This window comes from Belliella baltica DSM 15883, from assembly GCF_000265405.1.
Classification (GTDB): domain Bacteria; phylum Bacteroidota; class Bacteroidia; order Cytophagales; family Cyclobacteriaceae; genus Belliella; species Belliella baltica.
The window spans coordinates 586073-601053 of record NC_018010.1 but is presented as its reverse complement, the minus strand read 5'-3'; the positions used below and the strand labels follow the sequence as shown (position 1 = coordinate 601053).

Sequence of the window (14981 nt, the reverse complement as noted above, 5' to 3'; positions counted from 1 at the left end):
TACTAAATTATTCAAATTATGAGTGTCAAAATTAATAGCAAATATTTAGAAAACTACGCTATAGAGTTCTCTAAGAAAGTTTGCGATCAATACTTTTCTTCAAAAAAGTACATGACTGGTACAGAAATTCTAAACCTTACGCCTTCTAAGCAAGTGAATTTCTTTATAATCAAATCTTTATTTGAGGCTTGGCATGCAGAGTTAGAAAAACTGAAAAGTAATCCTTATTTTGACTACAGAGATAATAATGTTCATCGAGCATTAAACGAATTTATGAACGTACTCTCAAGATCAATTAAGATAGGAAGAGAAAATTTTGAGCCTTTGTTAACTGAGGCTGTAGCTTTTTCTATTCTTGTGGCGCTTGAGCCATTGTCTTTTTTCAGAAATGAATTTGAAAAATCTGCTGAAGGAAAAATCAATGATTTTTTGAAGGAGAATAAGAAGTATTATAAATGGCATCTGAGTTTAATTGAAAACTTGATAGATCGTGCGGGGATAAGTCAAACCAAAGAAGCTTATTTGTCTGCCCTCACTCAAAATTTTGATCAGCAGAAAGATCACTTGAAAACAGCAGAAGAATTGCTTTCTGAATTGAAGGAAACGCTCTACTTAGATTTTGATATTTTGTACGAGTTTGTAGCTGAAGATCGAGCACAATCTGTGGATTCAAAAGTAGGAGTTGAAGAACAAGAAAAAACTATTGAAAAACCAGAAGTGCCAGAAAATGAAGATTCCTCAAATCCAGAAAAAGAAATTGAGTTTGTAGAAAAAGTTGAAGTCGCTGAGAAAGTCTACAAAGTTGCTGATTCTGATCGTGCAATTGATCCTTTACAAGCTTGGGCAAAATTTGAGTCAGAGCAATACAGTGTCATGAAAAGCACTATTGGCGAATTATCTGAAAGTATTGGAATCAACCAAAGGTTTATGTTTACCAAAGAACTGTTTGATGGGAATCCTGATCTGATGAAGCATGCTTTGAAATCTATAGATCAATGTGACAGTTTTATGGAGGCAATTTCTTTGGTCAATGAAAGGTATGTAGGTGAATTGAACTGGGATAAAAATTCCGAACCTGTAGAGGAATTCTTACAACTTATTTTTAGAAAATTTGATCAAAAGGGATAATCTTTCTTACACTTCAAATCTAAACCTTCATCGATAACCTTCGGTGAAGGTTTTGTTTTTTTTCAAATTGAGATCACTCTCAACTGTTCTATTTTCTATTTATCCATGTAATCTACCATTTCTAATACTCGGCTTTGTTTGATGTGTTCAATTGACTACTTTTTGGTTGAAATCCTAGTATAGAATCGATGTCTGTTGATTTTTGACCTGAGGAATTTCCAATTTCTACTCAAACAAACAATTATGATAAAACAAACACCCACAACTAGCCGAATAGGGATTTTTCTCTTAGGCTTATTGATTCTATCAGCTCAGGCTGTTTTTGGGCAACAAATCCCAACTCCGGAGGAACATTTTGGTTTCGGAATGGGCAAGGATTATCATGTCTCTAATTATTCTCAGACAGAGGCGTATTTCAAAAAAGTAGCAGAGATTTCGGATAGAGCGAAATTAGTTTCTATTGGCAAAACTGAAGAGGGTAGAGACCAATGGATGATGATCGTTACTTCACCTGAGAATCATAAGAATTTGGATAGATTCAAAGAGATTTCTGTGAAAATGGCTCGGGCTGAAAAGCTTACTGAAGCAGAGGCTAGAGCTTTGGCAGATGAAGGAAGGGCAGTGGTTTGGATTGATGGTGGCTTGCACTCGACAGAGACGGTTGGAACGCATCAATTGACAGAGACGATTTATAACGTTTTGTCTCGAAATGATAAAGAAAATCAAAGAATACTCGAAAATGTAATCATTTTGTTTGTACATGCAAACCCAGATGGACATGAAAAAATAGGGAATTGGTATATGAGAAACCCTGAACCTGAAAAGAGAAGTTTATCAGGTCTTCCTGTTTTATATCAAAAATACATTGGTCATGACAACAATAGGGACTTTTATATCCAAAATATGAAAGAATCTGTAAATATGGGGCATCAGCTTTTTGTAGAATGGATTCCTCAAGTGATGTATAATCACCACCAAAGAGGACCAGCAGGTTCTGTTTTGGCTGGCCCTCCTTACAGAGATCCATTCAATTATGTGTTTGATCCGATGATGGTAACAGGGATTGATGCAGTTGGAGCAGCGATGTACAACAGGCTAAATGCCGAAAATAAACCTGGATTTACAAGAATGAATGGTTCTTCTTTCTCTACTTGGTACAATGGTGGTTTGAGAACTACAACACATTATCACAATATCATAGGAATTCTCACAGAAATCGTAGGAGGGCCAAATCCTGAATCAATTCCATTGGTTCCCGATAGATTGGTTCCAAATGCCAATACACCATTCCCTGTTACTCCGCAGGCAACATGGAAATATCAGCAATCCATAGATTATTCAGTATCCTTAAATTATGCAGTTTTGGATTATGCTGCTAGAAATAGAGATCATTTGTTATACAATATGTATAGCATGGCTAAAGGCTCTGTGCAGCGAGGAAGTCAAGACTATTGGACACCTTTTCCAAAAAAAGTAGAAGCCATAAAAACCGCTTATGCAGATTCAAGATCAAATGGTCAAGGAAGTTCTCGTTGGGGAATTCCGTCTGTTTTTTATGATAGTATTTACCAAGCTCCTGAAAAGCGTGACCCTAGAGGATTTATCATTCCATCAGATCAAAAAGATTTTCCTACAGCAGTGAAGTTTATCAATGCTTTGATCAAAACAGGGATCAGAATCGAAAAGGCAAATTCTCAATTCCAAGTTCAAGGAAAAACCTACCCTAAGGGCTCTTATATAGTAAAAACAGATCAGGCATTTAGGCCACATATCATTGATATGTTTGAGCCTCAAGATTATCCTAATGACTTCCAATACCCGGGAGGACCTCCTATTCGTCCTTATGATGCTGCAGGATGGACTCTAGCTTTTCAAATGGGAGTTGAGTTTGATAGGATTTTAGATGGATTTGATGGGCCATTTGAAACATTGACCTATGGGATTTTGGAAACTCCAATAGAAAGTAATTTGGCAGACTCAAGAAATGGCTACTTGATTAGCAGTGTCCACAACGATGCTTTCGCAATTGCGAACGAATTCTTGAAAAAGGGTGTGAAAATTTCTAGAACAACAAAGACTGTGGATGGATTGCCTGCTGGATCTTTTTATATTCCATCTGATGGCTATAAAGTCCTTGAGGCTTATGGAAAGAAATTCGGTGTTGAAATCAAATCTGCTAAATCTCAACCAAGTGATTTGATGCCGATCAAGCCTTCAAGAATAGCCTTGTATGATTATTATGGAGGCTCTATGCCAAGTGGTTGGGTGAGATGGATTTTAGAACAGTATAATTTTGAGTTCGAATTGATCTTTGCAAAGGAAATTGATCAAGGAAATTTGAATAAAAAATATGATGCCATACTCTTTATCAGTGGAGGAATACCAAATGTAGGAAGTAGAGGCGGTTCACGAGGACCTAGCGAAGAAGAAATTCCAGCAGAATACCGTCATATGGTGGGTGGAATTTCAGCAGATAAATCTATCCCTCAATTGAAATCTTTTATAGAAAATGGAGGGAAAGTAGTGGCTGTAGGTTCAGCATCAGTTTTGGCCTATCATCTAGAACTGCCAGTGAGAAATGCCTTGGTGGAGATCCAAAGAGATGGATCAGAAAATCCTTTGCCTGGAGAAAAATACTATGTCCCTGGAAGTGTCTTAGAAACAAGGATCAATACAGAAGTAAATCAAAACTGGGGCATGGATGATCATAGCTTTGTTTTATTCAATAATAATCCTGTTTTTAAACTTAAGCCGGAAGCAAAACTTCAGGGAATCCAAGCCTTGAGTTGGTTTGATACGCAGACTCCTCTAAGAAGTGGATGGGCTTGGGGGGAAGCTTATTTGGAAGATGGAATTACTGGTTTTGTTGCTCCTATTGGTAAAGGTCAACTTGTAGTTTATACCCCTGAAATCACCTACAGAGCACAATCTCACGGAACTTTCAAAATGTTATTCAATAATCTTTATCAATAATCAAGTTTAGTTTAAAGCAAAAGCCTTCCATTCTAAATCCTGATTGGAAGGCTTTTTTCTTATTAATAACCTAAGAATCACATTTTTTAAATTTCACTTTTTACTTATTTTCAGTATCCGAAATATTCAACTTTATTTGAAGTACTGATAACTTTCACCCATTATCCGCTACAATTCAAATGTTTAATTTACTCATAGGGATTTCTATCGATAATTACTTTAATTCATTCTGCCTAGCATTTGAATTCTATGTGAGTCAAGTTTGATGAAAATAAACAAAAGAATAGTAAATGCCCATAAGGATGATCCTCCATAACTAAAGAATGGAAGGGGGATTCCAATCACTGGGAAAAGCCCAATTGTCATGGCAATATTGACCATAAAGTGGAAAAGCAATATTGAAATCACACAATAACCATACACTCTAGAAAATCTTGTTTTTTGCCTCTCAGCTAAAAAAACAAGTCGAATTAACAAGGTGCAGAAAAGAGTTATGACGATTAAACTTCCGATCCAACCAAATTCTTCACCAAGTGTACAAAAAATAAAGTCCGTATGCTGTTCTGGGACAAAATCAAACTTAGTTTGAGTCCCTTCGAGGTATCCTTTCCCAAGAAAACCTCCCGAACCAATGGCGATTTTGGATTGAGTAACATTCCAGCCAACACCTAGTGGATCTAAGTCGGGGTTGAATAGGACCATGATTCGATTTTGCTGATGTTGCGGAAGTTTGGATACTGCGTAATCTAAGCTGTAAACATAGCCTATCATCAAAAGCCCTATTACAGCAAAAGAGATAACTCTTGATAATTTCTTTTTACCCAAAAATATCAAGATCGTAATGATAGCTACTATTGCAAACACCAAGTAAAGGTTATTCTCTATCGCTAAAGCAAGTAGTGAAACTGCAATAAAAGTAAGCCCTAAAGCATAATATCTCTGAGGCATTCCTTCTCTATAAAGCATGATAAAAAAAGCAAAATAAACCATTGCTGTGCCAGTATCAGGTTGTAGCATGATCAAAATTACCGGAATCATGATGATAAGAAGAGCCTGAAGCTGATATTTAACTTGACTGAGGTCGAAGCTTGGGCGTTCCATAAACTTTGCCAAGGCCAATGCAGTAGCAAATTTGGCAAACTCAGAGGGTTGTATTCTGATAGAGCCAATACCAACTGTAAGTATCTGACCATTCACTTCTTTCCCGATAAAAGGAGTAGCAATAAGTAGAACTATAAAAAAAACATAAAGTATCATGGAAAGATTATCAAATAATCGATAATCAGCTACCATAATTAATAGAATCATAACAACTCCTGCACCTATCCTTACCAGTTGTTGCCCCGAATTAATGGATAAATCAAAAATACTTTTTGCATTTTGTTCATCAAAAACGGCAGCATAGATATTGAACCAACCAATGATGACCAATGCGGCATAGATTAGAATTGAAATCCAATCAATTTTATTAATGTATAAATCGTCTTGTCTCAAATCACATGAATTTACCTACTAAGACATAATCTTCTAGATCTAATCTAGCGACCTCTCTTTTGATGTATTTCTCTATCATCAAACTAGCTGTACTTGCCGCAGCTCTACCTCCCCAGCCGGCATTTTCTACATATACAGCGATTGCTATTTTAGGATCTTCTTTTGGTGCAAAAGCGATAAAAACTGAGTGATCTTCACCTTGAGGATTTTGAGCTGTTCCTGTCTTACCAGCCAGTGTAATGTCTTTCATGGCTGCTCTTGCAGCGGTTCCATAGATGGCTTCTGCCATAGCATCTTGAATCAAATCAAAATGATGTGCATCGACGCCCACTTCTTTCTTTGTTCTATACTCTTCGTTGATTCTGTTATTATCCCCATCTATTGCTTTGATCAAATGAGGAGTATAATAATAGCCTTTGTTAGCAAAGATTGCCGCCAAGTTTGCCATTTGAAGTGGAGTTACCATCATTTCTCCTTGGCCAATGGATAAAGAATAAATGGTAGAATATTTCCATCTTCCAGCACCATAAATTCTGTCATAATAGCTGCTTGATGGAATACTACCTTTACTTTCGTTATACATATCTATTCCCAAAGAACTTCCTAAGCCAAATTTGAGTACTTTATCTCTCCAAAGATCAAGACCTATTTCGGTATCTTTAAAAGTATTACTCGACACTTCTCTATTGATCATCGTGCGGTAAGCTTGATGGTAATATGGGTTACATGAATTCCTGATCGCTCCAAATAGATTCACTGGAGAAGGGTGGTTATGGCAAGCTACAAGGGATCTGTTACATGCATAAGTCGTATTGGGTGTTATTACTCCCATTTGTAGCCCTATCAAGGATTGAACAATTTTGAAAATAGATCCAGGAGGATACATGGCCATAATAGGCCTATTAAAAAGTGGTTTTGATTCATCTTGATTAAGTACTCCAAAATTAGACCCGAACTTTGATCCTGCTAATAAATTTGGATCGTAAGTAGGAGCCGAGATCATCGCTAAGATCTCGCCTGTTTTGGGTTCTATCGCTACTACGGATCCTACTTTTCCCGCCATCAGTTTTTCTCCATATTGTTGAAGCTCGAGATCGATAGTGGAGGTAAGATTTCTTCCTGCTACTGAAGCAGTGTCATATTCTCCGTCTTTAAAGGAGCCTTTGTCAATTCCTCGCACATTGACCATCTTATACTTCACCCCTTTCACCCCTCGAAGTTCTTTTTCATAAAATGCCTCTAAGCCACTCAAACCAACAAAATCCCCCTGTCTGTAATATTGTGTGGTATCTCTTTCAAGTTGTCTGCTGCTTATTTCTCCAATATAACCAAGGGCATTTGCAGCATTGGCTTGTGGGTAAGACCTGACAGATCTGGTGGTCACAAACAAACCTGGATAATCGATTAAGTAATCTTGAATTTTAGCAAATTCGGTAGTGGATACCTGAGGGATAAGTATAGAAGGTTTTACAGATGAATATTTCCGTGCAGCGGTATATTTTTCAATGAGTTCTTCTTTGTCTATATTGAATGTCTCACAAAAACTTGCTGTATCTTTCACATTGAATTCTTTGGGGATGACCATCAGGTCAAAAATTGGGTTGTTGTAAACCATTATTTTACCCGTCCTATCATAGACAAGACCTCGGTAGGGGTGATCTACGAGCCTTTGGACAGCATTTCTCTCAGCTCTTTTCAAAAAGCTGTCATCTGCCACCTGAATCATAAATAATTTGGTCAACAATACGATTCCAATCAGTACAATTACGACAATGATGGTGATCGGTCTTTGTTCGTTCATTATAATCCTCTCCTTCTCCTGTAAAATAACAGTTGAACAATAATACTCATTACAAATACAAAAATAGCACTCGCTATAATTTTTTGAACGACAGGAATAAATAAATCTGTACCCATACTTTCAATAAAAAAGAAAAAGCTATTAAAAATCAGAATCAGTGGTAAACTATATGTGGTAAACCAGCCAAAGCCCAAGTTCAAGAGAGAAGGCTGTAAATCCTCATCATAGCCTCCTGTTGGTGTTAAAATCTTGATCCAAGGCCTTCTTATGAATGCTATGGTCAGAAGGCTAGCTGTATGGATTCCGATGGTGTCATAAAAAAGATCTACAGACAAGCCCATCACAAAGGCAATCATCAGCGTAGGGATAGTTTTTGTCTCAATAGGAAGCAATAGCAAATATAAAATATATAAAAAGCAAAAAGCCGAGCCAAACAGCACAAGGTTTTTGAGTACTAAAATTTGTACCAAAAGGTAGATGATAAATCCACCGACTAATATAAAAACCCTATTGGCGTTCATTATTCAGTTCTGAATTTATATATAATGAATCTAACTCTTCTTCGATAGTATTTTCTACAAGATAGACATAAGATATTCTAGTAAAATCTGTCGAAAGCTCAACAGTAATATCCAGATAATTGGTATCTGTACCTTGACTCACTTCTGAGATTTTTCCGATAGCAATACCTTCTGGAAAGACCGCATTATATCCTGAGGTGACAATTTTATCTCCCTTTTTTACATTGACATGCCTTGGGACATAAAGGAGTTTAGCATTTTTTGAATCTATACCATCCCATTTGATGGAACCAAAAACCTCTGAAGTCTCAATTTTTGAAGAAACTAAGAGCTCTGTATGTAAAAGCGAAATGACTGTTGCAAAATTATCAGTGACTCCTTTTACTCTTCCTACTACTCCTTCCCCGTTGAAAACACCCATTCCAGGTTTTACCCCATGTTTTGATCCCTTATTTAATGTAAGGTAGTTGTGGTTTAGTCTAATGGAATTATTGATAACTTTTGCTCCCTTGAAATCAAACGATGTCAAAAGAGTGCTATCCAACTCTATAAATGCACTATCAGCTGGTTTTCTATACATTTCCAACTCTGCTAATAATTGGGCATTGGTGTCTAATAAACGATTGTTAACTTCTCTTAAAGAAAAATAATCCGTAACATTATTTTTCGTCCCTAAAACTTTAGCGCTAAACTGATTTGAGCTATTAAAAAAAACCGAACCTTGCTGAGAATTGTAGGAAACAATTAGCCAAATGGCTATCACCTCTAGCACAACAAATAAAAGAAATGCTCTTAAACTGTATAGGAATAGTAAAATGCGCTGCATTCTTCATTAACTCATCAAAACGGTTCTGAAATTGGAAATATTTTTTAAGGCGGTTCCTGTTCCTCTTACTACAGCTCTGAGTGGATCTTCAGCGATGTGAATAGGTAATTTAGTTTTTTGGTGAAGTCTTTTGTCAAGTCCTTTGAGCAAGGCTCCCCCTCCTGTGAGGTGAATACCATTGTCATAAATATCTGCTGATAATTCTGGTGGAGCTATTTCAAGAGCTTTTAGGACAGCCTCTTCAATTTTCGATACAGATTTGTCTAAGGCAAAAGCAATTTCTGAATAAGATACTTTGATAACTTTTGGAATACCAGTCATCAAATCTCTCCCTCTGATTTCATAATCCTCTGGTGCATCATCTAGTTCAGTCAAAGCTGAACCAATTGCTATCTTTACTTTTTCAGCAGATCTTTCACCAATCAAAAGATTGTGTTGCCTACGCATATAATCTAAGATGTCTTTGGTAAAAGTATCACCTGCAACTCTTATAGATTGATCAGCTACGATTCCCGAAAGAGCAATCAATGCAATTTCTGTAGTTCCTCCGCCGATATCCACAATCATAGATCCCATTGGTTTTTCTATATCAATGCCAATACCAATAGCAGCTGCTATCGGTTCATAAATCATATAAACTTCTTTTGCGCCAGCATGCTCTGCAGAGTCACGAACAGCTCTTTTTTCAACTTCCGTGATTCCAGAAGGGATACAAATAACCATTCTGTGAGATTGTGGGAACATTCCTTTTTTGTGACCAGGAATCATTTTTATCAATCCTCGGATCATTTGCTCGGCAGCATAGAAGTCAGCAATAACCCCGTCTTTCAATGGACGGATAGTTTTGATGTTTTCATGCGTCTTTTCATGCATATTCATCGCATCTTTTCCAACAGCCAAAACCCTGTTGGTTGTTCTATCGATTGCTATGATAGAAGGTTCATCTACCACGATTTTGTCCTTGTGAATGATTAGCGTGTTTGCAGTACCTAAGTCGATAGCAATATCACTGGAAAAAAAATCGAATAATCCCATTATATCTTTTGATTGAATTTTTTAGTGAACTTGTTAAAGTTAGCATTATAGATGCATAACATGAAACGCAGAGAGGCAAAATTATTATCTTAATTGCAATTTCTTATCATTATACTCTTTTTTTTTGAAACAATGTTTCATTTTACTCGAATAGCTGATTTTACATTTGGGAATTTGAATTCTAAAAGGAAAGATAGCAGCAAGTTGGAGCACATTTAGCAATTGGCATACCAAAATCGAAGTCTTAGATGAAATGTTTTTAGTTTTGAGTGTAGGTAGTTTGAATTCAGATACCTTAATATTATTTTGATAACTCAGACGTTTTTTTTTATAGAATAATTTTTATTAAATTTGTACCGTATTAGCCGATTATATGGAGGGGACGACAGTCCCCTCTTTCATTATGGTATATCGTAATATATGAATTTGAGAAGCACAATAGAAGAAATAGTAGAGAAGCATTTGCCAGATCAAGAGCACTTTGTAGTAGAGGTGCAGCTAATTGAAAATGCGAGCAAGCCTCAGTTGAAGATTTTGATCGATGCGGATCAAGGAGTAAGTATTGAAACTTGTGCTTTTATAAGTAGACAAGTAGGTGAAGAAATCGAAGCAAAGGAATTGCTATCTGACGCCTATGTATTGGAAGTTTCCTCTCCAGGGGTAGATTATCCGCTAAATTCGAAAAGACAATATTTAAAAAATGTTGGTAGAAAACTTAAAGTAACCTTAATAGATGGAAGGGAAACTGAAGGACAACTTCTATCAGTAGGCCCTTCAGATATCAAATTGAAGGTTGTAAAGAAGGAAAAGGGAAAGAAAGCCACCGAAGAGGAGCTTGAAATCACTTTAGAAGAAATAAAGAAATCAATTGTACTAGTCTCTTTTAAGTAAAAAAAATGGATGCTAAAGTTCTTATAGAGTCATTTGCAGAATTTGCAAGATCAAAAAATGTAGATCGTCCAACAATGATCCGCATTCTCGAAGATGTGTTTAGAGCGATGATTCGCAAGAAATACGAAACAGATGAAAACTTCGACGTAACGATAAATGCTGATAAAGGTGATCTTGAAATATTGCGAATTAGAGAAATTGTCGACGACAATTCTGAAGATATTTGGGATTTTGATAAAATCAGTCTGACTGACGCAAGAAAAATTGAACCAGATTTTGAGGTTGGAGAAGAAGTGTATGAGAAGATAGAACTTGAAGAGTTCGGTCGCAGAGCTGTGATGATGGCTCGTCAGACTTTGATTCAAAAAATCAAAGATTTGGAAAAGGATTTGCTTTTCAACCAATATGAAGAATTAGTAGGGGAGATTATTTCTGCCGAAGTGTATCAAATTTTAGGTAGAGAAGTGCTTTTGATGGATGGAGAAGGGAATGAACTTATTCTTCCAAAAGGAGAACAAATCCCAAAAGATAGATTTAGAAAAGGAGATTCTGCAAGAGCTATTGTACACAAAGTAGAAATGGTGAATGGTAATCCTAGAATTATTCTTTCTAGAACTTCTCCCATTTTCTTAGAGCGACTTTTTGAAAACGAAGTGCCTGAAGTTTTTGATGGATTGATCACAATTAAGAAAATTGTCAGAGAACCAGGAGAAAGAGCAAAAGTAGCTGTTGAATCTTACGATGATAGAATTGATCCCGTAGGAGCATGTGTCGGAATGAAAGGAAGCAGGATTCATGCTGTCGTCAGAGAATTGCAAAACGAGAATATTGATGTGATCAATTACACCGATAATCTTGACTTGTATGTTTCGCGTGCACTTAGCCCTGCTAAAGTGACTTCAATTCAAGCCGATCACGAAAAGAAAAGAATTTCAGTATTCATGAAGCCAGATCAAGTATCTATGGCAATTGGTAAAGGTGGATTCAATATTCGTCTTGCAAGCCGATTGGTAGGTTATGAAATTGATGTATTCAGAGAGCTGAGTGAAATAGAGGATGAAGAAGATGTTGTACTTGATGAATTCGGTGACGAAATCGAAGATTGGGTAATAGATGAATTGAAAAAGACAGGACTAGATACTGCTAAGAGTGTTCTTTCATTGACAAAAGAAGATCTCTTAAGAAGAACTGAGCTTGAAGAAGAAACTATTGACGAGATCTTCAGAATATTAAAACAAGAATTTGAACAATAAATAAAGACCGAATTACCCAAATATAGGTCTTATATTTGCCAAAGAATTAGAAAGAGGTTTTTAGCGTATGTCAGAAGAAAAAATGATGAGACTTGGCCAAGTCGCCAGAAAACTCAACGTAGGAATAGCTACGATTGTGGAATCTATGGCTAAAAAAGGCTTTGAAGTCGAAAACAACCCAAATTCTAAGATCAGCATGGATCAATATAGTGTGCTGGCTAAGGAATTTAAGTCCTCCGCCCAAGAGAAGGAAGAGGCATCTCACCTATCTATAGGTAAGCGTCATCACGAAACGTTTACAATAGAAGCTGATTCGGACGCTCGTGAAGAGTCTAAACCCGAACCCGTCAAAGAAGAGAAAAAAGCAGAAGTAAAAGAACCAGCTCCAGCTCCAAAGCCTGAGCCAACTCCTCCTGCTCAAGAAAAGGAGAAAGTTGAACAACCTAAAGTTGCAGCTGAAGCACCTAAGTTGCCTGGGATTAAGGTCTTAGGCAAAATCGATCTTGCACCAAAAAGTGAACCTACTCCAACTCCTAAGAAAGAGGAAAAGGCGATCGAAAAACCAAAAGTAGAGCCAAAGCCACAACAGAAAAAGGAAGAAGCTCCTAAAAAGGAGTTGAAAGAAGAAAAGAGCACTCAGGCTGTGAAGCCTCAGCAAAATGACAACGCTAAAACTCAAAAACCTGCTCAATCTAATCCTCAAAAGCCTACTCAAGTAGAAAAAAATCCTCCAAAAGAAGAACAGAAATCTACACCGGCACCAGTAAAGCCTGAGCCTGCACCGCAGCAAGTTATTGCCGCAAAAGCGGATTCACTAAAAGGTTTGACAGTCTTGGGTAAAATAGAACTGCCAACGGACAAACCTAAAAAGAAAGGAAAGCCAATTGCCTCTTCTGACGAGAGAAATAAGGATAAAAAGAAAAGAGTTCGCAAGAGAATTGATAAAAATACTCCTGGAAGCGACGCTGCAAAAGGCGGAGCAGCAGGAGGAAATAGACCTGCCACACCAGGACAACCACAAGGAGGTCACCGTGCTGGAGGAGGTCCAAATAGTAGAGAAAGAAGAAGCCCTCAAGGAAGACCAGGACAAGGAAGACCAGGTCAAGGAAGACCAGGTCAAGGTCAAACTGGTGGTCGAGTTCAGAAAGCTGAACCAACACAAAAAGAGATTCAGGATCAAATCAAACAAACTCTTGCTAGACTTCAAGGTGGCAAAGCCAGTGGAGGGAAAGGAAAGAATAGAAGAGATAAGAAGGCTGAAAGAAGTAGAGAATCTGAGGAAGGTGTAGAAGAGAGCAGAGTATTAAAAGTAACTGAATTTATCTCCGCTAATGACTTAGCCTCTTTAATGGACGTATCTGTAAATCAAGTTATTTCTACTTGTATGTCTTTAGGGATGTTCGTTTCTATCAACCAAAGGTTGGATGCGGAGGCAATTACGATTATCGCAGATGAATTTGATTATGAAATTGAGTTCACTAAATCTGACGAAGAAGAGAATTTTGTAGAAGAAGTCGATAACCCAGAAGATCTTGTCACAAGAGCTCCGATCGTAACGATCATGGGACACGTAGATCACGGTAAAACTTCCCTTCTTGATTATATCAGAAGAGCGAAAGTAACCGATGATGAAGCTGGTGGGATCACACAGCACATTGGTGCATACGATGTGATGACCAACACCGGAGAAAAAATCGCATTCCTAGATACTCCAGGTCACGAAGCCTTTACAGCTATGCGTGCTCGTGGTGCGAAAATTACGGATGTTGCCATCATTGTAGTTGCAGCTGATGATGACATCATGCCACAGACTAAGGAAGCAATCAATCACGCTCAAGTTGCTGGCGTTCCTATGATTTTTGCAATAAATAAAATTGATAAGCCAAATGCTAATCCAAATAAGATTAAAGAGCAATTGGCAAATATGAATCTATTAGTAGAAGAATGGGGTGGTAAATACCAATCTCAAGATATCTCAGCAAAAGTAGGTACAGGTATAGAAGAATTACTTGAAAAAGTACTTTTGGAAGCTGAAGTCCTTGAATTGACTGCTAACCCAAACAAAAATGCGGTCGGAACTGTAGTTGAAGCATCTCTAGATAAAGGTAGAGGATATGTGACTACAGTGATGGTGCAGGCAGGAACTCTTCGAGTAGGTGATGTGATGCTAGCAGGTCAACACTATGGTAAAGTAAAAGCCATGTTTGATCATAAAGGTAAAAAGCTGAAAGAAGCCCCACCATCAACCCCCGTTCAAGTATTGGGACTTAGTGGAGCACCTCAAGCAGGTGATACTTTCAAAGTATATGACTCAGAAAGAGAAGCTAGAGAAATTGCAAACTCAAGAGAGCAGATTCTTAGAGAACAAAGTTTGCGTACCAAGAAACACATCACATTGGATGAAATTGGGCGTAGATTGGCTATCGGTAGCTTTAAGGAATTGAATATTATTATCAAAGGTGACGTGGATGGTTCAGTAGAGGCATTGTCAGATTCCTTGTTGAAGTTGTCGAAAGATGAAGTGTCAGTCAACATCATTCATAAAGGTGTAGGTCAAATTTCTGAATCCGATGTTTTGTTGGCCTCAGCTTCTGATGCAATCATTATTGGATTCCAAGTAAGACCTTCTCCAAATGCGAAGAAAATCGCAGAACAAGAAGAGATCGAAATCAGACATTACTCGATCATTTATGATGCGATCAACCAAATCAAAGATGCAATCGAAGGAATGCTTGAACCAGAGTTTGAAGAAATCATCACTGGTAATATCCAAGTGAGAGAAATATTCAAAATCTCTAAAATTGGTACTGTTGCCGGTTCTTATGTTACAGATGGTTTCATTACCCGTAAGAATAAGATCAGGGTTATCAGAGATGGTATTGTAGTTCACGATGGAGAGATCGATCAATTGAAGAGATTCAAAGACGATGTTTCTGAGGTGAAAGCAGGCTACGAGTGTGGTATTTCAATTAAGAAATTCAACGATATCCTTGTTGATGACACGATTGAGGGTTACACCATGCAAGAAATCAAGCGTAAGAAATAATTAACTTATGAAT

Annotated in this window: 10 protein-coding genes; 5 read left to right on the top strand and 5 right to left on the bottom strand. The window is 37.4% G+C overall.

Annotated elements, in window-relative coordinates; all coding sequences use genetic code 11:
* The first annotated feature begins 18 nt into the window (after positions 1 to 18).
* Both BELBA_RS02800 and BELBA_RS02795 read left to right on the top strand, forming a co-directional pair.
* Positions 19 to 1128 carry a hypothetical protein gene (locus tag BELBA_RS02800; RefSeq protein WP_014771240.1) on the top strand — a complete coding sequence of 370 codons (1110 nt, stop codon included), beginning with the start codon at positions 19 to 21 and terminating at the stop codon, positions 1126 to 1128.
* Positions 1129 to 1371: 243 nt separating this feature from the next.
* Positions 1372 to 4101, top strand: a complete 2730-nt coding sequence (locus tag BELBA_RS02795; RefSeq protein ID WP_014771239.1) for a M14 family metallopeptidase — start codon at positions 1372 to 1374, stop codon at positions 4099 to 4101.
* Positions 4102 to 4320: 219 nt separating this feature from the next.
* On the opposite strand, the gene rodA is transcribed toward BELBA_RS02795, so the two are convergent.
* The 5 genes from rodA to BELBA_RS02770 are packed head-to-tail and all read right to left on the bottom strand — an operon-like array spanning position 4321 to position 9778.
* Entirely contained in the window at positions 4321 to 5595 is a 1275-nt protein-coding gene (rodA, locus tag BELBA_RS02790; protein ID WP_014771238.1) for a rod shape-determining protein RodA, read from the bottom strand.
* A 1-nt stretch (position 5596) separates the two neighbouring features.
* Positions 5597 to 7396: a penicillin-binding protein 2 gene (gene mrdA, locus BELBA_RS02785; RefSeq protein WP_014771237.1), complete on the bottom strand. Its 1800-nt coding sequence runs from the start codon at positions 7394 to 7396 to the stop codon at positions 5597 to 5599.
* Positions 7396 to 7917: a hypothetical protein gene (locus BELBA_RS02780; protein ID WP_014771236.1), complete on the bottom strand. Its 522-nt coding sequence runs from the start codon at positions 7915 to 7917 to the stop codon at positions 7396 to 7398. Before BELBA_RS02780 ends, mrdA begins: the two co-directional genes overlap by 1 nt.
* Positions 7904 to 8743 (bottom strand): rod shape-determining protein MreC, encoded by an 840-nt coding sequence (gene mreC / locus BELBA_RS02775; protein ID WP_014771235.1) that lies wholly within the window; start codon positions 8741 to 8743, stop codon positions 7904 to 7906. Before mreC ends, BELBA_RS02780 begins: the two co-directional genes overlap by 14 nt.
* A gap of 6 nt (positions 8744 to 8749) precedes the next feature.
* Positions 8750 to 9778: a rod shape-determining protein gene (locus BELBA_RS02770; RefSeq protein ID WP_014771234.1), complete on the bottom strand. Its 1029-nt coding sequence runs from the start codon at positions 9776 to 9778 to the stop codon at positions 8750 to 8752.
* Positions 9779 to 10198: 420 nt separating this feature from the next.
* On the opposite strand from BELBA_RS02770, the gene BELBA_RS02765 reads away from it, so the two are divergent.
* The 3 genes from BELBA_RS02765 (at position 10199) to infB (ending at position 14968) form a co-directional block, all read left to right on the top strand.
* A complete protein-coding gene (locus BELBA_RS02765; RefSeq protein ID WP_014771233.1) occupies positions 10199 to 10669 on the top strand; it encodes a ribosome maturation factor RimP in 471 nt (156 codons plus the stop codon).
* Between the two features lie 5 nt (positions 10670 to 10674).
* On the top strand, positions 10675 to 11922 hold the full coding sequence (nusA, locus tag BELBA_RS02760; RefSeq protein ID WP_014771232.1) for a transcription termination factor NusA: 1248 nt from the start codon (positions 10675 to 10677) through the stop codon (positions 11920 to 11922).
* 67 nt (positions 11923 to 11989) lie between these two features.
* The gene (infB, locus tag BELBA_RS02755) at positions 11990 to 14968 is read left to right on the top strand and encodes a translation initiation factor IF-2 (protein ID WP_014771231.1); all 2979 of its coding nucleotides are present in this window, start codon (positions 11990 to 11992) and stop codon (positions 14966 to 14968) included.
* Positions 14969 to 14981: the final 13 nt, after the last annotated feature.

Bases quoted from the DNA above. Each gene is read 5' to 3' on its own strand.
- BELBA_RS02800 (WP_014771240.1), top strand. From the start codon at position 19: ATGAGTGTCAAAATTAATAGCAAATATTTAGAAAACTACGCTATAGAG.
- BELBA_RS02795 (WP_014771239.1), top strand. From the start codon at position 1,372: ATGATAAAACAAACACCCACAACTAGCCGAATAGGGATTTTTCTCTTA.
- mrdA (WP_014771237.1), bottom strand. From the start codon at position 7,396: ATGAACGAACAAAGACCGATCACCATCATTGTCGTAATTGTACTGATT.
- BELBA_RS02780 (WP_014771236.1), bottom strand. From the start codon at position 7,917: ATGAACGCCAATAGGGTTTTTATATTAGTCGGTGGATTTATCATCTAC.
- mreC (WP_014771235.1), bottom strand. From the start codon at position 8,743: ATGCAGCGCATTTTACTATTCCTATACAGTTTAAGAGCATTTCTTTTA.
- BELBA_RS02770 (WP_014771234.1), bottom strand. From the start codon at position 9,778: ATGGGATTATTCGATTTTTTTTCCAGTGATATTGCTATCGACTTAGGT.
- BELBA_RS02765 (WP_014771233.1), top strand. From the start codon at position 10,199: ATGAATTTGAGAAGCACAATAGAAGAAATAGTAGAGAAGCATTTGCCA.
- nusA (WP_014771232.1), top strand. From the start codon at position 10,675: ATGGATGCTAAAGTTCTTATAGAGTCATTTGCAGAATTTGCAAGATCA.
- infB (WP_014771231.1), top strand. From the start codon at position 11,990: ATGTCAGAAGAAAAAATGATGAGACTTGGCCAAGTCGCCAGAAAACTC.